This is a genomic window from Intestinimonas sp. RTP31139st1_F5_RTP31139_211217, assembly GCF_040226735.1.
Lineage (GTDB): Bacteria > Bacillota > Clostridia > Oscillospirales > Oscillospiraceae > Intestinimonas > Intestinimonas butyriciproducens.
In genome coordinates, this window is the sequence record NZ_JBCOAQ010000025.1 from 20,504 (window position 1) to 46,935 (window position 26,432).

Genomic DNA, 26,432 nt, shown 5'->3' on the forward strand with positions numbered 1-26,432 from the left:
TTCGCCTCCCAGCTTCTTTTTACCGCTCCCGTAATCCGGGAGAATGCCCCGGCAATTGCTTCCGCCTTGCAATCGCTCTGCCAGGACGATTAAGATGCAAGGCAGAGAGAAAAGGGACCCGGCGCCGGGGCATGTTCGCAGCGCGCAAACAGGCCTTGGTCGCGCCGAGAAGATAAGGCGCTTCTGGTTTGGAGGGGAAGAAATGAACCGTGTGTTAATCATGAGAGAGAAAGACTTCACAGAAGTGAAGGCATTTTACTGGAAACTCATCGAACAGATGCAGGGCGGCTCATATCTCCCCGGCTGGGAGAAGGGCGTATATCCCTCTGATATATTTTTGCGGGAATCCCTCAGGAACAGGGCGCTTTATATGCTGAAGTGCGACGGAAATTATGCCGCAGCTATGGTCCTTAACCACGAAACCAACGAGGGATATTCCGGTACAGCATGGAAGGTTGATGCGGATAAGCATCAGGTATTGATCGTTCATGCCCTTGGGGTCCTCCCGGCTTTTCAGGGGAAAGGGGTTGCAAAGCATATGGTAAAAGAAGTCATCCGAATCGCGGGGGAGCGCCATCAACGCGCAATCCGGTTGGATGTGCTAAACGGCAATGTGCCTGCGCTGAAGTTGTACGAAAGCATGGGGTTCGAGCATCGCAGGACCACGCAAATGTTTTACGAAGACACCGGCTGGACGGATTATCTATTATACGAACTTGTCTTATAAATGCAGTCAGGGTGCAGTGCTCTGTCTGCTGCGCCGATAAATGTGAAGTTGTAAGGCAGCAAGAAAAGTCGAGAATTTCCATTTTCCTTCTGCGATAATATTTACCGTCAGGAGGTGATACAAGTGACGGAAAAAATTTTGGCTGTACAGCGAATGCAAGACTATATCGACGCTCATTTGACGGAAAAAATCACATTATGCGATCTGTCCAATGCGGCATTGTTTTCTCCTTTTTATTGCGCTCGAATATTCAAGGAGCTGACAGGACTTTCACCGGCGGATTACATCAGGCGGCTTCGGCTGTCGCGTTCCGCATTGCGTCTGCGAGATGATAAACGCAAGGTGGTTGATGTGGCCTATAACATCGGCTATGACAGTGTAGACGGATATCAACGGGCATTTTATAACGAATTCAGATGTAATCCACACGAATACGCAAAATCACCGATTCCGCTTTCACTTTTCACTCCTTATGGCGTTAAATTCAGAAGTTTATGGAAGGAGAATGAAGTTTTGACAAACATTGCTAATGTTTTTATTCAGGTGATTGAAAAACCTGAGCGTAAAGTCATCATTAAACGCGGAGAAAAAGCCAATGAATACTGGAGCTATTGCCAGGAGGTCGGCTGTGATGTGTGGGGGATCCTGACAAGTATGAAGTCCCTTTGCGGTGAGCCTGTTTGCCTGTGGCTGCCAGAAAAGTACCGGGAAAAAGGCACCTCCGAATATGTGCAGGGTGTTGAGACAGCGATTAACTATGATAGTGTTATCCCTGAAGGATTTGATATCATTAAGTTGCCTGCTGCAAAATATCTGATGTTTCAGGGGGAGCCGTTCAAGGAAGAGGATTATTGCAATGCAATTGAGACTGTACAGAATTCTATGAAAAAATATGACCCGTCTACAATCGGTTATGTTTGGGATGATTCCAATCCACGCATTCAGCTGGAACCTCGCGGTGAGCGTGGATATATTGAATTGAAGGCAATTCGTTCTCTTTGATGAGTCCCAATTTGCCGGGCTGATACGTTCCGGGTCTATTTCTATTTATTTCCGCGAGGGTACTCGAAGTGCATGACCCAGCCTGGCGCATTGTCTGCTTTCCAACAAGCCGGGAGCCCGGCCTTTTCAGGCCGGGCTCCTTCCATTTTTTCTGCCGTTCAGTCGTCCCAATCGTCGTGGTCGTCCTCCCAATCATCGTCCCGGTCATCATCGTGGTCGTCGTACCAATCGTCGTATCGGTCGTCCAGATCATCAATCTTATCATCCGTCTGATCCAAAAGACGATCCAGGGCGCGGAATTCCGTGGTCGTCAGCTTACCGTCGCGGTAGGATCGCTCGATCTTATCCTCCAGCCGCTCCAGCTCATCTTCCAGCGTCTCTATTTTCTTCTCAAGCGTTTTCCATGCCTGCGCGCCGTCGGCAGTTTTGAAGTTCCGGACCTCCTGTACCAGCTCATCCGCCCGGTCGTCCAAGCCGCTGATTTCGGAGACATAGCCGTCGTAGGTCGCCCCACCGGAGACTCCGGACTGGGCGTCGGACTCGTCATATCCCACGGTCTTGTCGGCAAGGTTGCCCCAGGCGCTCTTTACACGGTTATCCAGCGCGTCGAGCTTGTCGTTGAGCGCGGTATACTCTTTGCTGCTCAGCCGGTCCTCCTTCCGATCCGTGCCAAGATTTCGGTACTCCGTACTCACATCCCTGCTCACAAGATGGAGGTCCCCGGCAACCGCATTGTACTGCTCCAGGCGCTTGGCATACGTGCCGGCGGGCCGAATGGCCTTGATGTCGGCTTCTATCTCCTTCATCCGGCTTTCCAGCTCATCCACGATCTGTTCATGCTCTTCGTACACGGTCAGCTTGCCGGATTCATTGTCGATGGTCTTGACGCGGAGGTCCTCCAGAGCATCCTTCAGACGGTTGTCCAGCTTGTCGATCTTGGTGGTGAGGACGTTGAAATCCGCCGTTTCCATCTCGCCGTCCCGGTACTGCCGGTTGACGAGCTGGGCAAACTCGTAGAGGTCCTCCCGAATGTCTTCGATGGTATCGCTGTGGAGATCATACTGGTCGCGGCGGCCGGCATAGGTGGAGGCCGCCTTCAGGTCGTTGACCGCCTGCTCCGCCTCCTCTGCCCGCACAGTAAGCTTCTCCAGCGTGAGATCCTCCGGCTTGGTATCGGTCCGGGTATAGAGGCTGATGGTCTGCGTTTTTCCATTCCACTCCACATCCAGGTCCATTACGTTGCCCAGCGCCCGGATGGGGAGATAGGTGGTGCCCTCATAGGTGATCGGGTAGACAACATCGCCATTCTTGTCCAGCAGGGTCTGATCTTTGCCGTCCACCGTCACCGTAATATCGGGGCGCAGGTCGGCGCTGACGCGCTCTGCAACAGTGGTGGCGCCCGCGCCCAGGACCATGGCTCCTGCCAGCGCAGCGGCGAGTACGGGAACTCTCAGATTCTTTTTCATCGGGTTTCCTTCCTTTCCTGTGTTGATCGGCGCCACAGGCGCCCCTCGGGGTGTCGTTTGCTTTCCCTTTCACCCCAATAACGCGGTGGAGGCCCGCTTTATCGCATCTACACAGAAATTTTTTCAGAATCCTAAACGAAGCGGGGAGGCGCTGGAGCGCCTCCCCGCTTCGTTTATCTTTCGCTCAGGCGGACGGCAAACGCCTCCGCCCGCTCCTGCTGTTCCGGCAGAAGAGGCACGGCAAAATCCGCCCCGTATTCGGCCTCCAGCACCAGCGTGGCCCGCCCTCTTGGGCCCGCCCGCCGCATCTCAGTCCCCGCCAGACGGTCCCACGCCAAATAGACCGCCTCCACACCGTAAAAATCCATCCGGAGTCCCACCACGCCGCGATCCATCTTTGCCAGAAAATACTCCGGCTTCTGCCTTCTTCGCAGGGCAGCCCCATAGCTCCGGCCCCGGAGCCACAGACTGTCCCGGATCTCTTCCCCAAACCGGTAGCACAGCTTTGCCATGTGGTACATGGCAAAGCTGTCCTCTCGGAGCCGCTCCAGCGCCTCCGTGGGGGGATGCGCCTGTCTGGGCCGGAAGTCCGGCGGATTCCCCAGCAGCAGATTCAGCACCGGAAGGAGCACATCCTCCTTCGTCTTGTTATATCGGAAGTCGACCTGTTTCTGGACGTGGTCCTGTCGTAGCGCCACCGCCGCACTGCACGCCAGGAGCCGCACTCCATATGTCAATTCCGTCACCTCTCCGCGCCGGATCAGTGTGCGCTCCAAGTCTCCGTCCCCGTCATCGCACAGGAGCAGTACCTCTTCCCCCAGCCATGCCGTCAGGTATTCCATACCGGACACATGCTGGTGCAGTTTGGGGATATAGGTCACATGCTCCGGGGCCAGGATGCAAGCGTCGGCCGTCCGTCCTCTCTGACTCCCATTTTTCCTCCTCCTCCCCCGGGGACGGTATGTGCAGCCACATCCATCCCCCAGGCAAGGCCCAGTATATCACGCTTCGCGTAGAAAAGCGAGCCGCCGCGTCCAACTTCTCAGGCGCGGCGGTTTATCGGAAGCGGCTCCCGCCCCGTTCAGCCGTGAAGGATCATGCTGAAGACGCTCCACGGACTGCCGCTCCAATAAAGGCTGCGCTCCAGTCGCAGAGCAAGGGCTCCCCCTTGCCCTCCAGCGTGGATATCTACGCCCTCACCCGCCGCTCCATAAAGTTCTCTTTCATTTTTACGACTCCCTTCTGTCCTTGGACCCTTTTTCTCAAGCAGAGCCGCTCATTTTCATACTATAATCAGCAGTACGCAAATACAACTTTGCAATTTCTAACGACTTAAAAAGGAAATTCCATCGTTGTAATCCACGATGGGGGTCATGTTCAATACAAATGTACCGCCCGCAAGTACCACAAATATATTGTGTGTGATTTTCTAAACAATCCAATGGATTTAACAATGGCGTTTTTCTATTTTCACTCCCTTTGCAACTTTCGATTTATTACATATAAGCATTCGCAAAAAATATTACTATGAAACTACTTACTTTCTCTGCGAATTTTAATCAGTTTTAATACATCATCATAAACACAATCACTATTTTTGATATCTATCATCAACCACCTTTGTGAGTTTCCTTCTTTAGTTGTATTATAAATTTCTTGGATTTCTTTAGAAAGAGTAGGAAATAATTTATCAAATTCATCTTGCTCTTTAGCACCTATTACAACCAATACGGTAATATACCCCTGTTTTGGATATATTGCGCAAAGACTTTTACCTGCCTTTCTTAGTTTTATATTCCAACCCTTAAGCCAAACATCTTTGCTATACTCTATTTTGTAAAGTGCTTTATATTCCGATTGTATAAAATTGAAAATCTGGTTAAAGACATCATTGCCTATATATTCTTCGATTTCCATCATTGTCGGTTGATGATTTATATCTTTTAAATCTATCATAAGAGCCCTCCTTCAAAATGATTACTTGTTACCTGCATTTACTCCTCGTTAACATCTCTTGACAAGGGCACACAGCTCATAGTCAAGTGTGATGAATAGTTGAAAGTCAGATTTTCCACTCAATGGCGACACATTCACCCGTGGCGCGGATTTGAGAAATAAGGCTGTCGGCCACCAGCCGCCTGTCATCGAAATCAATCTCTTCCCAGCGGTTGAGATACACCGATAACCGCTCGATCTGTTCCGGCGACATACTTTCCGCAGACAGGTCCGCGATTTCCTTTGACAGCGTTTGCCGCTGTGCGTCCAATTCCTCGATCTTGGTGTTGGCGTAGGAGATTAAAACCGCGCTGGCCCCGGTCAATGGAGTTGCTGATCCGGCTAATCCCCACGCCCTCGGCCCGCGCAAGGTCGGCCCTGCTGATGCCGAGTATGTAGTGGGCGTAGACGCGCCGGGCCTGGACAGGCGGGAGTTGGTCAATGGCCGCATAGAGGACGGCCCGGTTTTCCCTGTCCTCCATCACCTGCTCCGGGGTCAGCGGGGGAAAGGTAGTATTGACCCCGGGGTTTCCCGGGCCGTTTCATGTGTCCGGCCTCCGGGTCTGTCCGACTGACCCGTTTCTTCGTCCGCCGGGTGTCTTTTTTGATCTGCCTCGTCCGTTTTGCCCGCCGTTTCCCCGTCCGCCGTTTCAGTTCTTCCAGGCCCTCCTCCTCATAGGCGTCCAGCCGTTTCCAGTAGTTCCCGGCCTCCTCCCGCACGTCTACCGTCTCCTCTGAACCGCGGGAGGCGTTGGCCTTCACATGGGTGGAGTCCGTCACTGCCAGCCGCCCACTTACCAGGTCCTTTTCCACACACTGCCGTACCACTTCCTCAAACAACCGCCGGAACACCTTCCGAAACGCGGGTTTCCGCCGCCGCAGCTGGCTGATCGTACTGTGATCCGGCACCCGTTCGTCCAGGTCGATACCCAGATACCAACGAAATGCATTGCTGTCCGCGCACCGCTGCTCTATCTGCCGTTCTGATGGGATTCCATATAGAAAACCCAGCAAAAGATACTTTACCATTATTACCGGGTCAATGGGCGGACGGCCATATCCCTGACTGTACAGATGCGCTGTTTCCTTGTATACAAAAGACAAATCCAGCGCCGTTTCCAGTTTCCGCAAAAAATGATTTTGTGGCACCAGATCTTCAATCGTCACTAAGTGATATTTCAGTTGCATATCCCCGCCCCCCTTTGTTCTAATTATATATAACATATTTTAGGCGTTTTTGCAGCTACTTTGTCAACAGCCCCACGATGGCCAGAAGTGACAGGAAACGACAACGCCCGCACAGCGTTGTACTGTTCGGGCGCACAGATACCAGCCGCCGAAACAACGGTTTTTTTATTTCCCGTTGGGCGGTGAATTTTATTGTGCGCACAAAAGCCGAGCATTACTTTATTTTTCACTGTAACGCTCAAACATAACCGTGTCACATAATGGTTTCCGTTCAGTCTGATGACGGTCTGGACTTAAAAAGCCGTTTGCAGGATAGCCCAGTATTAGTAATGCAGTCGGCTCTATATATTCTGGTAAATCAAACTTCTTTCTGATAATGGCAGGATCAAACAGGCCGACCATTACACTCCCAAGCCCCAACTCTCTTGCCTCTAACATCATGTGATCGCAGACAATACCGATGTCCAAATCGCCGGAACATTTGTTGTCAAAAGGACGTATCAGTTCATTTCGCCTGTCCCTGCAAACGATTAGGACACAAGGCGATCCAAAGGTTTTGTATGCGTTCTGAACTTTTAAGAGGTTTTCCGGTTCGCGGACAACGATAATTCTTTGCGGTTGGCGATTACAAGCACTTGGGGCTACGCGACTTGCCGATAATACTTTTTGTAAATCTTCTTCCGATATGGGAGTATCGTTAAAGCCTCTTGTAGTACACCGGCTCTTGGCCAAATCTAAAAACTCCATTTTCTTTTCCTCAAAATAAGAATGATTTATCTCATTCTTATTCTATCACAGTCTGGCAGCCATGTCAACAAATACGAATAAAATTTCTTGTTTTTGTTGACCTTTTAATGCTTCCCCGCTATAATAAAAAAACGGAGGAGGGTTACGATGACAAAGACAAGAGTGCCTACACAAAAACGGTCAATAGAAAAGCGTCAGAAAATAGTAAAAGCGGGTTTTGATCTTTTCTGCGAAAAGGGCTACTATAAAACAAATACTGCTGAAATTGCCAAATACGCCGGTGTATCAACCGGGGCATTATATAGCTACTTTGAGGATAAACGGCAAATCTTTATAGAGGCATTTCAGCAGCATCTTGATGCAATTTCGTCTGAATTATTACAACAGCTTATCAGTTTACCAGAGGTTCTTGAATTGTCCACATTCATTGAAAAGTGGATAGAGGGCTATATTAATCTATACGCTAAATCTAACCATGCACTTGTCCAGTTGCGTTTAGTGATAGTAGACGATAAAGAAATCAATCATCACTTTTCTGCCCTTGAGAATACCTATTTCTCGAATATAGCCGATATATTAAAAACCAGAGGGATTATTTGTGCTGACCTATTTGAAAAAGTATATATTTCTTGTATTTTGATTGACTCGCTACGGCAGGAAAAAACATCTTTTTCACATAATGGGTTAGATTTTGAAATCATCAAGAAACAGGTCAAACAGAGTATTTTTCAAATGCTATCGACTTGATTGTAAGTCTAATACGAAATTAAATACTACTAAAATATAAAATTTTGTTTCGTTCTCATATTCACCTCTGAAATGAAGTAGTATGATGTTTCATTGCATAGAAAAGACACTCTATTTCAAGTGTCAGTTTTCCGTAATTCCGTATTTCTTTGTATAAGTCGTTAAATAAGGTTCTTTCATTTGTTGTAAATTGTTTCTTTTTCTTTTATTTGTTTCGCTGATAGATATAGTGTTTATGAGGATATTCTCGTTTTTTGCCTTTTTTAGTATGAAAAAAGGGGCATCGTGGAACGGAGGTTCCACGATGCCCCTTCTTTTTTGACTCATTTGTCGGCTGTAACATTGTCCGCGCCGCGGCTCAGTCCACCAGTTTGTCCAACTCCTTGATGTGCTCCGTCTCGTTGGAGGTCTTGTGATTGGCCTGTTTCGCGTAGAGATTGACCGCCGTCTGGGACTTCTTGATCGGCTGCATGGTTCCGGCGCCCGCCACACAGCCGCCGGGACATGCCATGCCCTCCAGCAGGTAGCCGGGATATTTCCCCGCAATGGCGGCACTGAGCATTTTGCGGCACTCCCGCAGGCCTTCGGCGCTGGTCACCTGGATTTCCCGGTCAGGATGCCGCGCCTTGATGACATCCACCACCGCCTGAGCCACGCCGCCTGAGACCGCAAAGTTCCGTCCGTCGGCGGAGGCGTCGTTAACGCCGTTGGGGTCCTCCTCAATGGTGGTAAGATCCAGATGCTTGGCGTCAAAAATCCCCGCCATCTCCTCAAAGGTGAGCACAAAGTCCACCTCGCTGCGCACACTCTTGCGCATGGCCTCCAGCTTTTTGGCCGCGCAGGGCCCGATGAATACCACCTTGGCCTTTGGATGCTCATGCTTGATCAGGCGCGCGGTGAGGGTCATGGGTGTCAGGGCCATGGAGATGCAATTAGCATGGTCAGGAAAGAGTTTTTTTGCCATGGCGGACCAGGCCGGACAGCAAGAGGTCCCCATAAAGGGCAGCTCGTCAGGGACCTCTTTGATGAAATCCTCGGCCTCCTGGGTGGCGCACAGGTCGGCGCCGATGGCCACCTCAAAGACGTCGGCAAAGCCCAACTGCTTCATGGCGGCCCGGAGCTTGCCCGGCGTCACTTTGGGACCGAACTGGCCCACAAAGGCGGGGGCCACCGCTGCGTAGACCCGTTCACCGGACTGCATGGCCCGGATGACCTGGAATATCTGGGACTTATCCGCAATAGCGCCAAAGGGGCAGTTCACCAGACACATGCCGCAGGAGACGCATTTGTCATAGTCGATCTCCGCCTTGCCGTTGGCATCGGAATGGATCGCGTCCACGCCGCAGGCCACGGCGCAGGGGCGCTGCTGGGTAATAATGGCGTTATAGGCGCACACCTCGGCGCAGCGACCGCACTTGATGCATTTCTCCTGATCGATATGGGAGCGGCCGTTGTAGCGGTCCAGCTTGATGGCGTCCTTGGGGCAGACCTCTTCACAGGGGTGCGCCAGGCAGCCTTGGCAGCCCTCCGTCACCAACAGGCGCTTTTCCGTACAGCCGTTGCAGGCAAATTTGATCACATTGATGAGCGGGGGCGTATAGTAGGTCTCAGGCTGATCCGCCGCCTCGATGTTGTCCGACAGAGGGGCATGTTCCGCCGCGCTCCGGCAGGGAAGGCCCATCGCCAACCGAAGCCGCTCCCCCACGATGGCCCGCTCCAGGAACACATCGTTTCGAAAGTTGCCCACCTCGCCCGGAATGATCTTGTAAGGGAGGGCCTCGATCCTCTTATCCACCGGCCACTCAGTATGATAGGCCATTCGGGCGACCTCACGAAAGATCCTGTGCCGGATCTCCTGGATTCTGGTCTCTACACCTCGCATCTTCTTTCTTCCCCTTACCTTATAAATTGGCACTACCAGCATACCGCAAATGCGCACGCCTGTAAAGCATCAACTTGCTAAAATTTTTGGTATCGGCCTTGGTTTTCTTGTTAATTTCCGGCCCATATGCTACAATTTTACTGCATCACGGCGCGCTTATCCTTAGGATGCCGCAATTGTCCAATTTCAAACCAGGAGGTGAGCCCATGCAGGTCGTCGACCTCACCCATTTTCTTTCACAGGGTATGCCGGTCTACCCCGGTACGGAGGGCCCCAGATTCGAGTCGGCGAACACCTATGAAAGAGATGGTTTTCAGGAGACACGCATGACCATGTACACCCACACCGGCACCCACGTGGACCCGCCGGCCCACCTGTTCCCTGGCGGCGCAACGCTGGACCGTCTCCCCATCACGCAGTTTGTCGGCACTGCTCTGGTCATCGACTGCACCGATCTGCGGGAGGGCGGCCGGATCGCCATGGATCGCGTTGAACGCCGCAGGGCCGATGCCGATATGGCTGAATTTCTCCTCTTCCGCACCGGCTGGGACCGATACTGGGGAGACCCGCGCTATTTTGGGGACTATCCCTGCATCGGCGACGACGTCGCGGAATACCTCGTCCAGAGCCGCAAAAAGGGGGTTGGCCTCGACACCATCGGCCTGGACCCCATTGCGGCGGCGGCCCTTCCCCTTCATAAGAAGGTGCTGGCGAACAATGCCTTTGTCATCATCGAAAATCTCACGAATCTGCACCTTGTGGGACACAGCCTCTTCACTCTCTGCGCCCTGCCTCTCAAGCATGTAGGAGCTGATGGCTCTCCCATTCGAGCCATCGGACTCATCGAGGATTGAGCCTTCCCAAATACGAAAAAGACGCGCCGCCAGCATATGCTGGCGGCGCGTCTTTTTCTGCCTGATGATCGTCGCGGAGGGCATGCGTCTTTTTCCTTACATTATAATAAGGGAGGGTAACGGCACTTACTCCTTGCCCATCCGGCGGGCCATTTCCTTCACAGCGAAGGTGATGACGTCACCGGCGTAGGTGCCCGCGCCGAAGCCGGCGTCAAAGCCCAGCTCCTTGGCCAGCGCGTGGGTAATGCGTGCGCCGCCACAGCACAGGATCATCTTGTCACGGACGCCCTCGGCCTCGGCCAACTCGATGAACTCCGTCATGTTCTTGATGTGGACATCCTTCTGGGTGACGGTCTGAGAGATCAGGGCCACATCAGCGTGAAGCTCCTGACACTTCTGGAGGAACTCCTCGTTGGGGACCTGAGAGCCGAGGTTATAAGCCTCGATCATCTCGTACCGCTCCAGGCCGTAATGGCCGGCAAAGCCCTTCCGGTTCATGATGGCGTCGATGCCCACGGTATGGGCATCGGTGCCGGTGGAGGCGCCCACCACCACGATCTTACGGCCGATGTGCTCCCGGATATATTCGTTGGTCTCCTCCATCTCCATGGCTTCATCGGCCACGGTGAGGACCTCGATCTCGTTGTAGTTGACGCTGTGGGTCACTGCGCCGTAGACCACATAGAAGGTAAAGGTCTCATCCAGCTTCTGGTGCAGGGCCACGTTGGGGTCGGCGATCCCCATCTTCTGGGCCATCTGCACGGCAGCGGCCTGTCCCTTAGCGTCGTCCTTAACAGGCAGGGTGAAGGACATCTGCACCTTGCCGTCGTTCATGGTGTCGCCATAGGGGCGCAGCTTGGTGAGATCCAGGGTGGTGTCCAGGTCTTTGTCTCTGATTTGATACAGTCCGGAACTCATTTGGAAGCGCCTCCTTTCATCATGGGCTCCATGAAGGGATTGCGGTACCCGGGCGCCTTCTGGAACACGCCATCCAGGCCCTTGCCGCCGTCGCGGGGCCGCTTGATGTCGGCAAAAATGCCCTTCTCCAGCGTCTCAAAAATGCCGAGCTGCTCGATGTCCCCCAGCAGATTGGTGGCCTTGGTGAGGACCTCGTTGGCACGGGTCTGCATAATACCGCCCTCTTTGAAGACGATCTCGCTTCCCAGGTCCTTCATGGTGCGGAAGATATACTGGGCGTTCTGAATGGCCAGGAAACGGTCGGAGAGGAAGGGCGTATGGATGGCCTCGGTCATCATGCCCAGCAGATGGATCTTCTGGTCGGTGAGGATGGTGACGATATTGAAGAGGGCATCCTGCACATGGCCGCGGAAGATGTTGCCCGTCATAAACTTCGTGGGGGGCATGTACTTCAGGGGAGCCTTGGGGAAGATCTCCCGGGCCATCTCGGCCTGCGCCAACTCATAGAGGAAGCCGTTCTCCACATCGGGATCGATCTCAAAGGCGTGGCCCAGGCCCATCTGCTCCTCGGGTAGGCCGGCACGGAGGGCAAATGCCTCGTTGAGGAACTGGGAGGCCAGCACGGTATGCGCCTCCTCCACGGCGTCGGCCGTCGTGAGGTAGTTGTCCTCGCCGGTGTTGATGACCACGCCGGCATAGGCGTTGATCGCACGGGAGAAGGACTGGTCCACCAAGGTCCGCTGCATATTGATGTCGCGGAACAGAATGCCGTACAGGGCGTCGTTCAGCATCACATCCAAACCCTCGAAGGCACCCATGGCGGCGATCTCGGGCATACAGAGGCCGGAGCAGTAGTTGCACAGGCGGATGTAGTGACCCAACTCCTCGCCTACCTTGTCCAAGGCATCCCGCATCAGGCGGAAGTTTTCCTGGGTGGCGTAAGTGCCGCCGAAGCCCTCGGTGGTGGCGCCGTAGGGCACGTAGTCCAGCAGGGACTGGCCGGTGGTCCGGATGACGGCGATGACATCGGCGCCCTGACGGGCGGCGGCGGTGGCCTGCACGATATCCTCATAGATATTGCCGGTGGCCACGATCAGGTAGATCCAGGGGCCCTCTTTATCCCCGTACTTGGCCAGCAGCTCCTCACGGCGGTTGCGGCGGGCGGCGATCTTCTTCAGGCTCTCCTGCACCACGGGCTCGATGGCTTTGTCGATCTCAGCGTCGGAGTGGGTGGGCAGCGTGGTGAGGTCCAGGGACCCGTCGGCCACGGCCTCGGCAATCTCCTGGGTGGACTTGCCGGTCTCCACCATCGCATTTCCGATCCAGAACGTCACGCCCTGTCCCAGCGCGCCCTTGGCGGTGAGATGCTCCACCACCACGTTGGGCAGCGGCACCTCAAAGGAGTTGACGCCGTCGATGCCCAGCAGCCGGCACACGGTACGCTCCACGGCCACGGTGGTATGGCGGTCAATAAAGCGCTGCGTGTCATCGGCCACCTTGGAAGCATGGTTACGGGCCTGCTCCACAAGGTCAAAGTTCAAATTGAGCTTGGATTCCAACACATATCACTTCCATTCCATATATTTTTTACGCGGAAGGCGGGGAAAACGGATCGCCGCGCCGCAGCGCGGCGATCCGCCCTTTTCCCGATGCTTAGTGTTCTTCTCTCTTGTGGCGCTCCAGGTTGGCGGGCTCCATGGAGAGGGCTTGGCCGCGCTCGAGGCCGGCGACGCCCATCAGCTCCACCTTGCGCTTGCCCTCGCGCTCAGCCTTGCAGTACTCGCACTGGCAGGTCTCCTCATAGTGCTCGGGCTCAGTGTAAGTGGTGATGACGCCCTCGTAGTTGCGGAGGATGACCTTATGCGGAGTCTGGGAGATGACATACTGCGGCATGACGGGAGTCTTGCCGCCGCCGCCCGGGGCGTCCACCACGAAGGTGGGCACACAGTAACCGGAGGTGTGGCCGCGGAGGGCCTCAATGATCTCGATGCCCTTAGAGACGGGAGTACGGAAGTGCTCCAGACCCATGGACAGGTCGCACTGATAGATGTAGTAGGGACGCACGCGCATCTCGACCAACTGGTTGACCAGTTTCTTCATGGTAAAGACACAGTCGTTCACCCCGGCCAGCAGTACGGACTGGTTGCCCAGAGGCACGCCGGCATCGGCCAACATGGCGCAGGCCTTCTGCGCCTCGGCGGTGATCTCCTGGGGATGGTTGAAGTGGGTGTTCAGCCAAATGGGATGATACTTCTTGAGCATGGCACACAACTCGGGCGTGATGCGCTGGGGGCACACCACAGGAGTACGGGACCCCAGACGGACAATCTCCACATGGTCGATCTCACGCAGACGGGAGATGATGTACTCCAGCATATCGTCGGAGAGCATCAGCACGTCGCCGCCGGAGAGGAGAACGTCGCGGACGGTGGGCGTATTGCGGATATACTCGATACACTTGTCGATCTGCTCTACAGGCACGCTGGTGTCGTGCTGACCAGCAAAGCGGCGGCGGGTGCAGTGACGGCAGTACATGGAGCACTGGTCGGTGGTCAGCAGCAGCACGCGGTCAGGATAGCGGTGGGTGAGCCCGGGCACAGGGGAGTCGGAATCCTCGTGCAGAGGGTCCAGCAGGTCGGCGCAGGACTGATGCAACTCCTTGGCGGTGGGGATGGCCTGCTTACGCACGGGGTCATGGGGATCGTTGGGGTCGATCAGAGAGAGGTAATAGGGGGTGATGGCCATACGCAGGGTGCCCAGGCAGGCCTTGACGCCCTCCTCCTCCTCGGGGGTCAGCTCGATGTACTTTTTCAGGTCCTCCAGGGTCTCGGCCCGGTTGGCGACCTGCCAGTGCCAATCGTTCCAGTCGGCGTCGGACACGTTGGGGAACAGCTGTTTACGGCGAGACTCGTTGGTAAACTTCATGGTAAGTAAACCCCTTTCATGACTCAGGCCGCTATGGCCTGCAATTCCAAAATCAAGAGATTGGATCCCGTCTTACAGATACTTCTTCTCGAAGTAGGCCTTCAGTTCGGGGTTCTCACGCAGCTCGGCCAGCGTGATCTCGGCATGGCCCTTGGTATAGCCGTTGCCCACGATCATGGTGACGTCCTTGCCTACACCCTCGGCGCCCAGGGCGGCCTTGGCAAAGTCGGTCGCCATGGAGAAGAAGTAGACGATGCCGTTGTCGCGCACGGGCAGGATGGCGCTCATCTCGCAGGCGGGCACGTTGACGATGAGGATGGAGACGTCGTACTCCTTGCCGTTGTTGGCGGCCAGGGATTTCTCCAGCACATCCATGGGGTCGGTGGCGGAGGCGACAATGGCCTCATGGCAGAGGTGCATGCTCTTCAGGAGGTCGGCATCGGCCTGACAGATGACCAGCGCCACCACTTTGCCGGTGGGGCCGACGCGCTTCATGGCTTCGTAGCAGCACATCATGCCGCCCTTGCCTGCGCCGCCGAGGATCAGCACGCTGTCGCCGGCCTGGACCAGTTTGGCGGTCTGCGCGGGCGCACCGGCCACGTCCAGAGCGGCCAGCGCCAGCTCTTCGCTCATATCGTCGGGCAGCTTGGCATACAAGCCGCTTTCAAACAGGATGGCCTGGGCCTCGACCTCAACGCGGTCGATCTCAGGGTGAATTGCTTTGATTTTCCCGATCTTCAGGGGGGTCAGGGACAGGGAGACCAGAGAGGCAATCTTATCGCCCACCTTCAGGTCGATCTTACCCTGCAGATCCTCGCCGATCTCCTTGACCGTACCGATGAACATGCCGCCGGAGCCGGTGACGGGGTTCTGCATCTTGCCGCGCTCGTTGACGATATCCAGGATCATCTGCTCGGTCTTGCCCAGGTCCTTGCCGCAGGCCTCATAAATCTGGGTAAAGGAGGCGGAGTCGATGTTCAGGGCGGAGACGTCACAGAGGATCTCGTTGGAGTAGCACTCCATGGTATTGTCGATCTTCTTGGCGGCCTGGGTCATAAGGCCCTTGGGCTCAATCACGCGGTGGACACCATACTTATTGCCTTTTTTCTGCATGTTTTGACCTCCATTTATCTGTTTGGGGACCAATCTGGTTTGGGAATTGTGGGATTGGAATTTTTGGTTTGGGTTTTGGGAATTGGAATTGTGGGATTGGTTTGGGTTTGGAATTTGGGAATTTGGTGGACGGGGTGAAAACGCGGGTCCCCATATCGCGCCCGCCCGGTCCGGGATTGGGAAAAATGGGAAATGGGAATTGTATCAGAAACTCAGCCCAGGCTGAGAATCTTACGGGCCTCGGCGGGATTGGCGACGGGGCGCCCCAGCAGGTTGGCCAGCTCAACCACCCGCGCTACCAGCTCGCCATTGGATTTGGCGAGGACACCCTTGGAGAGATATACCGTGTCTTCAAAACCCACGCGGACGTTGCCGCCCATGGGAATGGCCGCTGCCGCCAGCTCGTAGGCAAAGCGACCGATACCGGTGGCGGTCCAGGTGGACCCGGCAGGAATGGCGTTCACCAGCCACTGGAGATTGCCGGCGGTAGCGGGGGTACAGCCGCTGACGCCCAGGACAAAGTTGAACTGCATGGGGTCGCCGGGGACCAGTCCCTTTTTCGCCATCTTCAGGATCGTGTCCAGGTGACCCATCTCAAAGCACTCGTACTCGGGCTTGATGTGGTTTTCCAGCATGCGCTTGCCGAAGGCCCGCATGGTGGGCATATCGTTCATGAACACGTCGTCCCCGAAGTTGCAGGTGCCGCAGTCCAGCGTGGCCATCTCGGGGAAGAGCTCGGTGGGCTGGAGCCGCTCCTCCGCCGTCATGCCGACTGCGCCGCCGGTGGACGGGATGAGGATCACGCCGGGGCAGGCTGCCTTGATGGCATCCATGACCACCCGGAACCGCTCCCGGTCCTGGGTGGGCGTGCCGTCGTCCTCACGGACGTGCACGTGAATGACCGCCGCGCCCGCGTCAAACGCACTCTTGGCCTCCCGCACCATCTCATCGACGGTGTAAGGGACGGCGGGATTGTTTTCCTTGGTGACCTCGGCGCCGCAGATGGCGGCGGTGATGATCAGTTTCTCCACGAGATCGCTCCTTTCTTATCGGGCAATGCGCTGCTTGTCCTTGGGCACCACACAGGTGCCGGAGGCGCGGCAGACCACGACAGGCTCGGCCAGCACATCGGCGGCGGAGTCGTTGATGTCGGGGCGGGAGATGATGACCTTGCGGGCCTCGAAGGTCATCTTCCGGGAGGTATTGCCGATCTTGGTGATGGTGCCCTCAGCCTCGATATAGTCGCCGGCATAGACAGGCGCCAGGAATTCCACGTTGTCGTAGGCGCAGAAAAGGCCCTCATCGCCGTCGCATTTGATGAGCAGCTCGGTGGCCACATCGCCGAAGAGATGGACCATGTGAGCCCCATCCACCAGATTTCCGCCGTAATGGGCGTCCTTTGCGCTCATGCGGAGCCGGAGCAGAGATTTCATTTCTTCCATTGGTAAGCCCTCCCAAATTTAAAAATTTTTATGTAAATCTTATTGGACCCCAAAAAACAACAAGCGCCGCCCGCTTTCCGCCCAAAGGCGGAAAACGAACAGCGCTTCATGACGCAGAATAAAAAGGCGCACTATTTACATCCGGGAAATCACCCGCATGTAAATAGCGCACCATGTAGTCATGACACTCCGTACGCACTGAGCGTACGACGCAGGAGTAGTACCCAACAGCGTCCCTACCCCTTCGGCGGTGGTCCCATTCCCATCGTTCATCGGGCCTGCCAACCCTTTGCATTACGATGCTACCTGGCGCACCGCGCCTCTATTCACCATATTATTAAATTGTTGTTATGTACTTTTAACAAAATCTATTATAGCACGCCGTTTAGGTTTGTCAACTATTTTTTGAGAAAATTTCCATAAGGTCCGGTTCCAGGTCCAGAAGCCTACAGACTCTAAGCGCGTCGCGGGGACATGGTTCCCCCGGCTCGGACTCGATGAGGTGGTAATCCATCAGTCTGGAGAGGCGGTCCAGCGGCGCCTCGTCCTTCCGGATGGCGGCGGTATCCAGCGCCCCCAGTCCGGCCACCCGGTAGTGCCGCCTGGCCGCGTCGGAGACTCCGTCATAGTGGGTCGTCAGAAGCGCCACGCAGTTGAGCCGGCCCAGATATTCCACCAACGCTCTGGCCAGGGCCGCGCCCTCCCGCGGATTGGTGCCCCGGGCAAACTCGTCCAGCGCCACGTAGAAAAATTTGCCCTTTTCCTGCCGCAGCACGTCGCCCAGCGCCGCCACCTCGGCTCCGAAGGAGCTCAGGCCCTGCTCCACGGACTGGCGGTCCGTGCAGATGAGGGAGACGCTGTCGAACAGCGGCGCCGAAAAGGCCTTTGCGAAGGCGAAAAAGCCGGTCTGCGCCAGCAGGAGGTTGAGGGTGAGGCTCTTCATGGAGACGCTTTTGCCGCCCATATTGGCGCCGGTGATGACGGTGGCCCCCTGCTCCAGTGTGAGGGAGACCGATGTGAATTCGCCGCCCCGCTCCTTCAAGTGGTCGGCCACCTCGGGATGGATCATATCCACCGCCACCACCCTTGCCTCCGCAGTGATGGCCGGGCGGCAGCAGCAGAACCGCCTGGCCAGCTTCGCCTTGGCCAGCACCAGATCCAGCCGCCCGATGTCCTCCATGGTGGAGAGGAAGGTGTCCCTGTCCCGAAGCAGCGCCATGGTCAGCCGCTTTCTCGCCTCCAACTCCAGGCGGTCCTCCTTGAGCACCAGCTCCCGGCGGCGGGCCATCAGATCATCCCGGCCCTTTTTTTCCGTCTGCCGAAGGGCGTTCTCCACCAGGGCCTTCTCCTCCCGGACCCGCTCCAGAGCGGGCTCAAAGGCATTTTCCACGGAGAAGGCGGGCAGCCTGCGTCCGCTGGGGTCCAGCAGATTCAGTGCGGCGTCCATGGGCCGGATCTCCAGCCCCTCCAGCCGGGGCAGCTTGCCGCACTCCTCCGCCAGGCGCTCCAGATAGATCAGGAAATGCTTGACCTCAAACAGCTCCACCTCGTCCATGGGCGCGCTGGTGGGCCGCTTGAGGGAATTGCGGATATCATGGAACTCGGACAGGATGTGGATGATGCTCTCCAGCAGGACGGAACCCTCCCCCATCAGATTCAGTAGGGTATCCACGCGGGAAAACTCCGCCTCCAGCTTGTCCTGTTCTCCGGGACCGTACCATTTGGGATTGCGCACCAAGGCGTGGCCGAAAGGCGAGGCGGGCTCCACCCGGGTCATGACCCAGCTATAGCCGGTGTCCTCCTTAAGCTGCGAATTCAGTTTCATGTATATTCACCTCAAAAGCATTCTATTTCGGTCCGGAAAGGTCAGTTTTCTCCCTTCACGTTCACCACGGGTACCGTGACCACGCTGCGCAGCGCGCGCAGAAGCTCCGCGCCGTCCAGATGCTTGCCATAGGCCGACCAGGGGTTGGCGGTGACGGCTGCGATGGTCAGCTTTTGACGCACCAGCAGCTCCCCGCCGCAGCGATGAAAGGTCTCGGTGGAGGTGCGGTCGCAGAGGAAATGGGTGGCATCCGGTGCCGCCAGCACAATGGGTGCTCCGCGCCGCGCCAGAGTGCGCAGGGTGGGCCCGGTGACACCGCCACCGATCCAGAGCACACACTTCTCCCGCGGCAGTTCGTGCCACCTGGGCTGTCCGTTTTCCTCCAGCGCCAGCGGGAGGCGTTCCCCCTCCAAGGTATACAGGGCGTAGCGGGCGGTCTCCCGACTCAAGGCCGACCACAGCCCCGTGTGCTCCGCCTCCGGTGTGGCAAAAAGCCGGCAGGTATGGGCGGTCTCGGCGGCGATGGCGGAGACACCGCCATCCATGGATGCCCCCACGCACAAAATAGCACAGGCGCCGGGCTCCGCACCCGCCAGGGATTTTCGCCCCGCAGCCCCATCGATGAGGACCCGCCTGGCCCCCATGGCGCGGAAGGTATGGGACAGCGGCGCCAGTTGGTTGACAGCGGAAGGACCGGCCAACTGGATAAATCCATCGCTGAGCGCCCGGAAAATCCCCACCGCCCCCAGCGGCGTCATCACATCGGTGACTCCCTCCACTTGGAGGGTCGTGTCACACAGGGGGAGCATTCCCCGCGCGGTGGCGAACAACGTGCCCTCGGGCACCCAGATTTCCGGCTTCTCCGTGCCGGTCACCACATCGGTGCGCTCCCCGTCCCGGCCCACCGAGGTCATGGCCAGCACCTCCCCGGACAGCTCCTCGATGAGCCGGCACATGGCCGTGGTCTTGCCGGCATTCTTGCACAGGCCGATGATCGTAATGGTAGGCGCATCCCCCACCAGGGGGGCGAGCAGCGGCGTCATGGCAGTCCCTCCTTGTCGCTTCAATTGGTTCCAGTATCTCCATTATAGGGGGCCTTCGTCGGAAATGTCAATGCCTGCCTGCAGAGCCTTTTCAAATACATCGGAGGCCGGCTCCCTCTTCAGGTCCGGCCTCCAATGTACTTTTTTCACAGCATGAGCATGCTCATATCAGAAAAGATGCCGTCCTGTCCCTCCGCCCCGCCGCATACGCTTTTCGACCGCCGATCTCCCTGTGGGGCTTGACTTTTCCCCCAACCAAGTATATCATCGTCCGGACGGGCGGTGGGTTCGGCCGTCATATCTCCTGAAGGCCCCCTCTCCCCCACCCCACCGCCGATATCCCGCGCAGGCGCACAGGAGGCGTTTCCTATGTCCGACGTGATTTTCAACTGGGTTCCGGACCGCGGCTCTCCTCTCCCCCTCTACCGCCAGCTGGCAGATTATATCAGTGGAAAGATCGCTTGCGGCGACTGGGCTGTGGGTGACCGGCTCCCCGCACAGCGCGTCCTGGCCCAGCGGCTCGGCCTGAACCGCAGCACAGTGGTCCAGGCCATGGAAGAACTCGCCTCCTTCGGCGTGCTGGAGGCGGACTACGGCGGTGGGACACGGGTAGGGAGCAACACCTGGTCCCTGCGTATGGCCGGGGGTGGAATGGACTGGGGACGTTATCTGCATGCCGGTCCCTTCCCTGCAAATACCCCAACCATTCAAACCATATTCCGCCTGGAGTTCCAGCCCGGATATTATCGGTTGGGCAGCGGTGAGCCCTCCCCTCAGCTCTTTCCGCGGGAGGCCATCGGAGAGGCGCTGAGCAGAGCGGCGGCCCGTGCTCCCGCCCTTGGCTATCTGCCTCCCGCGGGGCTGCCGGAACTGCGAGAGGCCGTGGCGCACCGGCTGGAGCGGCGCGGTATCCGGCTCCCTCCCTCCTGCGTGCTCATTACCTCTGGGGCGATCCAGGCTCTTCAGCTCATTTCCGCCTCTATGCTCAAGTCCGGCTCCACAGTCTTTGCCGAGTCCCCCACCTATCTCAAATCTCTTCAGATTTTTCCGTCCGCCGGTGCCCGCCTGCAAGGGCTCGCCATGGACCGCGAGGGGTTGCGCCCCGGCGCGCTGCGTGCCGCGCTCACCCCCTGCGCCGCCCGCAGCGGCCTTCTCTACACCATCCCCACCTTTCAAAATCCCACCGGGACCACGATGCCACAGTCCCGCCGGGAGGAACTCTTTCAACTGTGTCTGGAGCGCCGCCTTCCCGTCATCGAGGACGACGCCTACGGAGAACTGTGGCTGGACGCCCCGCCCCCCGCTCCAATCAAAGCGCTGGACCGGACCGGCGGCATCCTCTATCTGGGCACGGTGTCCAAAACCCTTTCCCCGGGGCTGCGCCTGGGGTGGCTGGTGGGTCCGGAATCGGTCGTCCAGCGTCTGGCGGACGTGAAGAGCCAAACCGACTGTGGCACCAGTTCCCTCTCCCAGTGGGCCTTTCTGGAACTCTTGGAAAGCGGGGCCTATGACGCCCACCTGGCGGCGCTCCGCGCCGCGCTGCGGGCCCGCCGCGACGCCGCCGCAGCTCTCCTGACGCGCCGCTTCGCCTCCCTCGCAGACTATTTCCTGCCCTCGGGCGGATTCTATATCTGGCTGCGCCCCAGGCCGGAGGCCGCCACGGAGCGTCTTTTCCAGCGCGCGCTGGAGCGCGGGCTGCTGCTCCACCCCGGTACACTCTATGGCTTCGGCCGTACCAGCGCGCTGCGGCTCTCCTACGCCTATGAGAGCCCGGAGCGATTTTCCCGCGGGCTCGGGCTGCTGGCCGATCTTCTGGAGGGAAATTAGCGTCCGGAACATCTGCGAGTCCGTCCCGCACCTTGTCTTTTCCCTCCGTTCTGCTATAATGGTGCCTGCTGAATCAACTGCGCTGCGTTTGATCCGTTTGGCTGCAAGGAGGTCGATTACCATGGTTACATTGGCACAGCGTCTGGAAGAGCTGCGCACTGAGCGCGGACTGAGCCGTCCCGCCCTGTCCGCAGAACTGGGATTTCCCAAAAATGCGGTGGAAAAGTTTGAAACAGGACGACAAACCCCCACCCGCGAACAGCAGGAAAAAATTGCTTTCTATTTTGGCGTCTCCGCCTTTTACCTGCGCGGCGAGAGCAGTGACCGCACCCGCCAGGACAATTGGATGGACGCGGCCTATGCGGAGGAGCCCCCTGTCTCTGTTCCCACCCCGCCTCCCGCTGCGAGGTGTCCCAGGGAGAGCGCCGGCGAAACCCACGGTACCGTGCTGGACTCTCTCCTCTCGGGGAAACAGTTTCGGGATCTGCTCCGTGCGGCCGTGCTGGATACCCTCAGTTCTCCCGAGGGGCAGGAGCTGATCGCCAAAGCGGTCCGCAGGGAGCTCTCCAACCGCCGGTGAAGAGGCTGAAACGTCCTCTTCGCCTCCCAGCGCTTTCTTCGCTCAGTGCCCCCAGCGTGCAAGAGGCCGCGCACCCAACAGGTGCGCGGCCTCTTGCATTCACTCCGTGAGGAGCTCCCGCGCGATGCCGTCTGCCATCATGTGGACCTGATCAAAGTCCACATAGGGATTGTACAGGGCCTCCAGCTCGTCGTGCATAGCCTTGGCCTGGGCCAGGGACTCCACTGCCTCGTCCACCAAGGCGGCGGATACCTTGCGGGAAAATTTCAGTCTGGCCTTGCTGCGGTGCACCGCCTCCAGATCCGCCATTGCGTCCATCCTGATCCGGCGGTAAGGTCGTTTCTCGTAGGGAAGCGCGGGGCTGCTGGTGACAAAAGCCAGGGACAGGTCCGGCACAATGAGGTGCTCCAATCGGTCCGGCTCCATGGGCGAAGGACAGGCGATGACATCATGTCCTGCCGCCACCGCTCCGGCGAGCAGATGGGAGAGCATCAGGTGTCCCAGCCTGTAGGTGTCCGCAAGCTCGTAGACCCGTTTGCACAGCCGGTCCACCGTGCCGAATTCACAGAGGAGCCCCTTGTGCGTGACCGCGGACAGGAATCGCTGCTTCACTTTCCCGCTGTCCGTCCCGTTTCTGCGCACTTCCCGGGATAAAATACCCTTGGCACGCTTGGCAATTTTTGCTTCCACCGCCGGCGAAGCCGCAATGGCCCGCATGTCGGAGGATATCTCCGCCGCCGCGTCCAGGCAGCGGTAGGCGCGCTGATAGCAGGCCTTGTAGCCCTTCATCGCCTCCATGATCTCTTTTCGCACATCCCCCAGCCCCGTCCGGTCATAGCAGTCGCCCAGATTGACGTACCGCTCCACCACGCCGGGATATTTGGGCTCCACCACATGGGGCGCAGTGCCGTCCACGATGGCGGCTTTTTTCTGTGGGAGAACGATGGCGTCCAGGGACTCAGGGTCTCCGGAACAGGGTATGTACTCCACATCCAGTCCCCGCTCTTCCGCCTGCCTGGCCACCCGCTTCATCAGGGTGGACTTGCCGCAGCCGGGGCCTCCTTTCAGGATCAAAATGTCCGCCGCCTGAGCGGGGTCGATGAGCTGATCGTACAGCGAATAGAAACCTGCCGGGGAATTCGCCCCCAAATAAAATCGGACCTGTGGTTCCGTTGTCATTGGCCTACCCTCCAATACCGTTTCTACCACAAGGTATGCCGCATCGACCGCGGCGGTGCGGCCCAGCGGCGGCCTTTTCACGTTTTTTGCCGCTCAAACTCGGAAAAGCAGCTCTTTTCCCAGCCCGCGACAGTCTCCGGCCCTCTCTCTCATCAATGCTGCACCGCGTTTGCCCCCGTATGGCCGCCTTGCTATTTCGCCGGATTTACGGTAGAATATCCGCATGCAGTTCCACGCCCTATTGGAGGTGTTCGCCCTTGAGCTTTCTCTCTCCGGGATTTTTCCTGTTCTTTCCCCTGGTCACGCTGTTCTATTTCCTGCTGCCTCAGCGGGCCCGAAATCTCTGGCTTTTGGTGAGCAGCTGGTATTTTTACCTCTGTGCCGGCGCAGGCTCCTTTCTCTTTCTTCTCTGCGCCCTGACCCTTACCTACGCCGGCGCCCGCTTTCTGGAAGGGCAGTCGGGACGGGCCAGGCGTCGGGTCCTGACGCTCCTCCTCCTGCTGCTGTTTGGAACGCTGTTTCTATTCAAATACCTGGGCTTTGCTCTCTCCATGCTGGAGCGGCTCCTCTCCGCCGCAGGGCTGTCCTTTACCTCTCCTGCCCTGGAGCTCATCCTCCCCGCCGGTATTTCCTTTTACCTCTTCATGGCGGCCGGATATCTCATCGACGTCTATCGGGGGAACCGGCCTGCGGAGCGCAGCTTCCTTTTGTTTGCCCTCTTTCTCTCCTTCTTTCCCTACCTGCTCTCCGGCCCCATCGGCCGGGCGGACACCCTCCTTCCCCAATTCCGGGAACCCCACCGTTTCTCTTATGACGGCTTCCGCAGCGGACTGCTGCGCTTTTTATGGGGTGCTTTTAAAAAGCTGGTCATCGCCGACCGCCTAGGCATGTTGGTCACCACCGTATATGCCGCGCCGGATCAGTTTGGCCGCCTCCAGGTCATCGCGGCCGCTGCCGCCTTTTCCATTCAAATTTACTGCGACTTCTCCGCTTACTCGGATATGGCCTTGGGCTGCGCCCAGGTGCTGGGTTTCCGGCTGATGGAAAACTTCCGCACGCCCTACTTCTCCCGCTCCATCGGGGAGTTCTGGCGGCGCTGGCACATCTCCCTCTCCTCCTGGTTCCGGGACTACCTCTATATCCCTCTGGGCGGGAGCCGCAGAGGGCGGATGAGAACGTATGCAAATCTCCTCATCGTCTTTGCCGTCAGCGGCCTGTGGCACGGCTCCGCCCTGGCCTTTGTGGCCTGGGGGCTCCTCAACGGGCTTTATCAGGTGATCGGCGGTCTTACCGCCGATCTGCGCACCCGGGTGCGCGGCAGGTTGGGCCTGACGGAGGACGGCCGGCTCACTGTCCTGCTCCAAGTCGGGATCACCTTCCTTCTGAGCACCGTCGCCTGGGTCTTTTTCAAAGGCGGCTCCTTCACCCACGCCCTTTTTATCTTCCAAAACATGTTTACCGGCCCTTGGCTGACCCATCCCGTCACTGCCTGGGGGCTGGACCGGCCGGAGCTCGTCGTGGCATTTTTCGCTATTCTGCTCCTCCTGGCTGTGGATCTTGCCTCTCTTCGTGTGGACCTGTGGACCGGTTTTCTTCGCCTGCCCCGTCCCCTGCGCTGGGCTCTGGCGCTCTCTCTGACGCTGGCGGTCCTCATCTGCGGCATCTACGGCACCGGCTATGATCCCCAGGACTTCATCTATTTCAAATTTTAGGGGGCGGTGAAATGAATCGGAAAGCGGTTGTGCGGGAGTTCTGTTTCGCCGTGCTCTTTCTGCTGCTGGCCGTGCTTCTCATCGGGCTGACCTCCACAGCGCTGCGCCCCGTCCGCACCAACTACGGCGCCGTGTGGGGCCCCTATCTGGGGGAGCCCGAGGACAGCTTGGATTATCTCTGGCTGGGCAGCTCCTATGCCTACTGCGACGTCAATCCCGCCGTGATCTACGATGAAACCGGCCTGACCGGCTATGTGCTGGCCGGCCCGGAACAGACGCTCTCCCAGACCTACTGGTACCTCCGCCAGGCGCTGGAGACCCAGCGTCCGTCCGCCGTAGTGCTGGAAGCCTCCGCGCTCCATTTCGCCAAATATCAGAACTACACCCAGGTCAATGTGGGATACCTCCCCGCCGGCCTCAACAAGCTGGGGGCCGTCTTCACCGCCTCCGAGCCGGAGCTGCGCACCGGTTTGCTGTTTGACCTGTACTTTTACCACAGCCGCTGGAAGACCGCCACCTTCGGGGAGCTCCGGTCGGCGCTCGCTCCTCCCCTGGCCGACCAGTGCAAGGGCTATACCGCTGTGGACGGGGTTTTCGACGCCATCGGCGACGGACCCTTTCTCCGCGACGTTCAAGAGGAGGCGGTCTACCGTGCCAATCTGGAGGACTTGGGACGCATTGCTTCTCTCTGTGCGGACCGGGGCATTCCGCTGGCAGTGGTTTTTCACCCTACCTACAGTCAGCTTCCCTCTCAGGTCCGCGAGGCCATTCGGGCGGATGTGGCCGATCTGGATGCACATATCCGCTTTTTTGACTGGAGCGAGGAGGTGGAGGCAGCGGGGCTGGAGCCCTCTCTCCACTTTTATGACCCCGGCCATCTGAACCGGGCCGGGGCGGCGCTCTTTTCCGCTTGGCTGGGGGATTTCCTCACCGGTGAGATGGGGCTCGTTCCCAGACCTCAAACGGGAGAAAATGCCGCGGCCTGGGCGGAGACCGTCCGCTTCTGGCAGGAGGGCGGTCCTGCCGTCACGGAATGAAAAACGGCGGGACAGATGCTGTTTTTCACGCGCGTTCTGACGCTTTGTACCCGGGCGCCTCCGCTTTCAGGGCTGTGAGACAAAACGGCCACCCCCCGGCCGTCTCCTCTCGCTTTGCGCGGCAAAGTGAACAAAACGAGGCCCGGCTTTGATATGTACCCCCTTTACTGGACACCCAGTAGAGGGGGTATTATTATGCGGTACACATATGAGTACAAAAGGA

25 protein-coding genes and 1 riboswitch are annotated in these 26,432 nt (G+C 57.6%); of the genes, 8 read left to right on the forward strand and 17 right to left on the reverse strand.

Annotation, left to right across the window (positions count from 1 at the left end; genetic code table 11):
- Positions 1-202: 202 nt before the first annotated feature.
- Both ABUA09_RS13425 and ABUA09_RS13430 read left to right on the forward strand, forming a co-directional pair.
- Positions 203-727, forward strand: a complete 525-nt coding sequence (locus ABUA09_RS13425) for a GNAT family N-acetyltransferase (RefSeq protein WP_033116248.1) — start codon at positions 203-205, stop codon at positions 725-727.
- A gap of 123 nt (positions 728-850) precedes the next feature.
- On the forward strand, positions 851-1,729 hold the full coding sequence (locus ABUA09_RS13430; RefSeq protein ID WP_279203391.1) for a helix-turn-helix transcriptional regulator: 879 nt from the start codon (positions 851-853) through the stop codon (positions 1,727-1,729).
- Between the two features lie 158 nt (positions 1,730-1,887).
- Here the strand turns inward: ABUA09_RS13430 and ABUA09_RS13435 are convergent, their stop codons facing one another.
- The 6 genes from ABUA09_RS13435 to ABUA09_RS13465 all read right to left on the reverse strand — a co-directional run bounded on the left by ABUA09_RS13435 (position 1,888) and on the right by ABUA09_RS13465 (position 7,125).
- A complete protein-coding gene (locus tag ABUA09_RS13435; protein ID WP_052082342.1) occupies positions 1,888-3,195 on the reverse strand; it encodes a stalk domain-containing protein in 1,308 nt (435 codons plus the stop codon).
- A 173-nt stretch (positions 3,196-3,368) separates the two neighbouring features.
- Complete coding sequence (locus ABUA09_RS13440; RefSeq protein WP_349949415.1) at positions 3,369-4,037, reverse strand: hypothetical protein; 669 nt, start codon at positions 4,035-4,037, stop codon at positions 3,369-3,371.
- Positions 4,038-4,728: 691 nt separating this feature from the next.
- Positions 4,729-5,151 carry a DUF3788 domain-containing protein gene (locus ABUA09_RS13450; protein WP_033116251.1) on the reverse strand — a complete coding sequence of 141 codons (423 nt, stop codon included), beginning with the start codon at positions 5,149-5,151 and terminating at the stop codon, positions 4,729-4,731.
- 106 nt (positions 5,152-5,257) lie between these two features.
- A complete protein-coding gene (locus tag ABUA09_RS13455; protein ID WP_081959750.1) occupies positions 5,258-5,515 on the reverse strand; it encodes a hypothetical protein in 258 nt (85 codons plus the stop codon).
- A gap of 113 nt (positions 5,516-5,628) precedes the next feature.
- A complete protein-coding gene (locus tag ABUA09_RS13460) occupies positions 5,629-6,378 on the reverse strand; it encodes a transposase (RefSeq protein WP_058117287.1) in 750 nt (249 codons plus the stop codon).
- Between the two features lie 219 nt (positions 6,379-6,597).
- A complete protein-coding gene (locus ABUA09_RS13465; protein WP_279203856.1) occupies positions 6,598-7,125 on the reverse strand; it encodes a nitroreductase family protein in 528 nt (175 codons plus the stop codon).
- Positions 7,126-7,272: 147 nt separating this feature from the next.
- Here ABUA09_RS13465 and ABUA09_RS13470 point away from each other — a divergent pair, with 147 nt between their 5' ends.
- The gene (locus ABUA09_RS13470; RefSeq protein ID WP_058117286.1) at positions 7,273-7,872 is read left to right on the forward strand and encodes a TetR/AcrR family transcriptional regulator; all 600 of its coding nucleotides are present in this window, start codon (positions 7,273-7,275) and stop codon (positions 7,870-7,872) included.
- Positions 7,873-8,230: 358 nt separating this feature from the next.
- On the opposite strand, the gene ABUA09_RS13475 is transcribed toward ABUA09_RS13470, so the two are convergent.
- Positions 8,231-9,754: a 4Fe-4S dicluster domain-containing protein gene (locus ABUA09_RS13475; protein ID WP_033116254.1), complete on the reverse strand. Its 1,524-nt coding sequence runs from the start codon at positions 9,752-9,754 to the stop codon at positions 8,231-8,233.
- A gap of 206 nt (positions 9,755-9,960) precedes the next feature.
- Between ABUA09_RS13475 and ABUA09_RS13480 the strand changes: the two genes are divergently transcribed.
- The gene (locus ABUA09_RS13480; protein WP_033116255.1) at positions 9,961-10,608 is read left to right on the forward strand and encodes a cyclase family protein; all 648 of its coding nucleotides are present in this window, start codon (positions 9,961-9,963) and stop codon (positions 10,606-10,608) included.
- 126 nt (positions 10,609-10,734) lie between these two features.
- Here the strand turns inward: ABUA09_RS13480 and kamE are convergent, their stop codons facing one another.
- From kamE to ABUA09_RS13525, 9 genes are all read right to left on the reverse strand, one after another.
- Positions 10,735-11,526: a lysine 5,6-aminomutase subunit beta gene (gene kamE / locus ABUA09_RS13485; RefSeq protein ID WP_033116256.1), complete on the reverse strand. Its 792-nt coding sequence runs from the start codon at positions 11,524-11,526 to the stop codon at positions 10,735-10,737.
- Positions 11,523-13,085, reverse strand: a complete 1,563-nt coding sequence (gene kamD, locus ABUA09_RS13490) for a lysine 5,6-aminomutase subunit alpha (protein ID WP_033116257.1) — start codon at positions 13,083-13,085, stop codon at positions 11,523-11,525. The genes kamE and kamD overlap by 4 nt, the downstream gene beginning before the upstream one ends.
- A 94-nt stretch (positions 13,086-13,179) precedes the next feature.
- Positions 13,180-14,451: a lysine 2,3-aminomutase gene (gene kamA, locus ABUA09_RS13495; RefSeq protein ID WP_033116258.1), complete on the reverse strand. Its 1,272-nt coding sequence runs from the start codon at positions 14,449-14,451 to the stop codon at positions 13,180-13,182.
- Positions 14,452-14,523: 72 nt separating this feature from the next.
- Positions 14,524-15,564, reverse strand: a complete 1,041-nt coding sequence (gene kdd, locus ABUA09_RS13500) for an L-erythro-3,5-diaminohexanoate dehydrogenase (protein ID WP_033116259.1) — start codon at positions 15,562-15,564, stop codon at positions 14,524-14,526.
- A gap of 212 nt (positions 15,565-15,776) precedes the next feature.
- Positions 15,777-16,595, reverse strand: coding sequence for a 3-keto-5-aminohexanoate cleavage enzyme (kce, locus tag ABUA09_RS13505; RefSeq protein WP_033116260.1), 819 nt, complete (start codon positions 16,593-16,595; stop codon positions 15,777-15,779).
- Between the two features lie 15 nt (positions 16,596-16,610).
- The gene (kal, locus tag ABUA09_RS13510; RefSeq protein ID WP_033116293.1) at positions 16,611-16,997 is read right to left on the reverse strand and encodes a 3-aminobutyryl-CoA ammonia lyase; all 387 of its coding nucleotides are present in this window, start codon (positions 16,995-16,997) and stop codon (positions 16,611-16,613) included.
- 165 nt (positions 16,998-17,162) lie between these two features.
- A riboswitch (Lysine riboswitch) is annotated at positions 17,163-17,339 on the reverse strand.
- A 61-nt stretch (positions 17,340-17,400) separates the two neighbouring features.
- Positions 17,401-18,831 carry a lysine 5,6-aminomutase reactivase ATPase KamC gene (gene kamC, locus ABUA09_RS13515; RefSeq protein WP_195607851.1) on the reverse strand — a complete coding sequence of 477 codons (1,431 nt, stop codon included), beginning with the start codon at positions 18,829-18,831 and terminating at the stop codon, positions 17,401-17,403.
- Between the two features lie 41 nt (positions 18,832-18,872).
- Positions 18,873-19,874, reverse strand: coding sequence for a lysine 5,6-aminomutase reactivase subunit KamB (gene kamB, locus ABUA09_RS13520; protein WP_058117282.1), 1,002 nt, complete (start codon positions 19,872-19,874; stop codon positions 18,873-18,875).
- Positions 19,875-20,020: 146 nt separating this feature from the next.
- On the reverse strand, positions 20,021-20,173 hold the full coding sequence (locus ABUA09_RS13525) for a hypothetical protein (RefSeq protein WP_156113705.1): 153 nt from the start codon (positions 20,171-20,173) through the stop codon (positions 20,021-20,023).
- Between the two features lie 70 nt (positions 20,174-20,243).
- Between ABUA09_RS13525 and ABUA09_RS13530 the strand changes: the two genes are divergently transcribed.
- Together ABUA09_RS13530 and ABUA09_RS13535 are read left to right on the forward strand one after the other, a co-directional pair.
- Positions 20,244-21,701 carry an aminotransferase-like domain-containing protein gene (locus ABUA09_RS13530; RefSeq protein ID WP_058117281.1) on the forward strand — a complete coding sequence of 486 codons (1,458 nt, stop codon included), beginning with the start codon at positions 20,244-20,246 and terminating at the stop codon, positions 21,699-21,701.
- A 121-nt stretch (positions 21,702-21,822) separates the two neighbouring features.
- On the forward strand, positions 21,823-22,281 hold the full coding sequence (locus ABUA09_RS13535) for a helix-turn-helix domain-containing protein (RefSeq protein ID WP_033116264.1): 459 nt from the start codon (positions 21,823-21,825) through the stop codon (positions 22,279-22,281).
- Positions 22,282-22,380: 99 nt separating this feature from the next.
- On the opposite strand, the gene ABUA09_RS13540 is transcribed toward ABUA09_RS13535, so the two are convergent.
- Positions 22,381-23,460 carry a P-loop domain-containing protein gene (locus ABUA09_RS13540; protein WP_349949416.1) on the reverse strand — a complete coding sequence of 360 codons (1,080 nt, stop codon included), beginning with the start codon at positions 23,458-23,460 and terminating at the stop codon, positions 22,381-22,383.
- A gap of 257 nt (positions 23,461-23,717) precedes the next feature.
- Here ABUA09_RS13540 and ABUA09_RS13545 point away from each other — a divergent pair, with 257 nt between their 5' ends.
- Together ABUA09_RS13545 and ABUA09_RS13550 are read left to right on the forward strand one after the other, a co-directional pair.
- Entirely contained in the window at positions 23,718-25,172 is a 1,455-nt protein-coding gene (locus ABUA09_RS13545; RefSeq protein ID WP_033116265.1) for an MBOAT family O-acyltransferase, read from the forward strand.
- Positions 25,173-25,183: 11 nt separating this feature from the next.
- Positions 25,184-26,209, forward strand: coding sequence for a hypothetical protein (locus tag ABUA09_RS13550; RefSeq protein WP_033116266.1), 1,026 nt, complete (start codon positions 25,184-25,186; stop codon positions 26,207-26,209).
- The last annotated feature ends 223 nt before the right edge of the window (positions 26,210-26,432 follow it).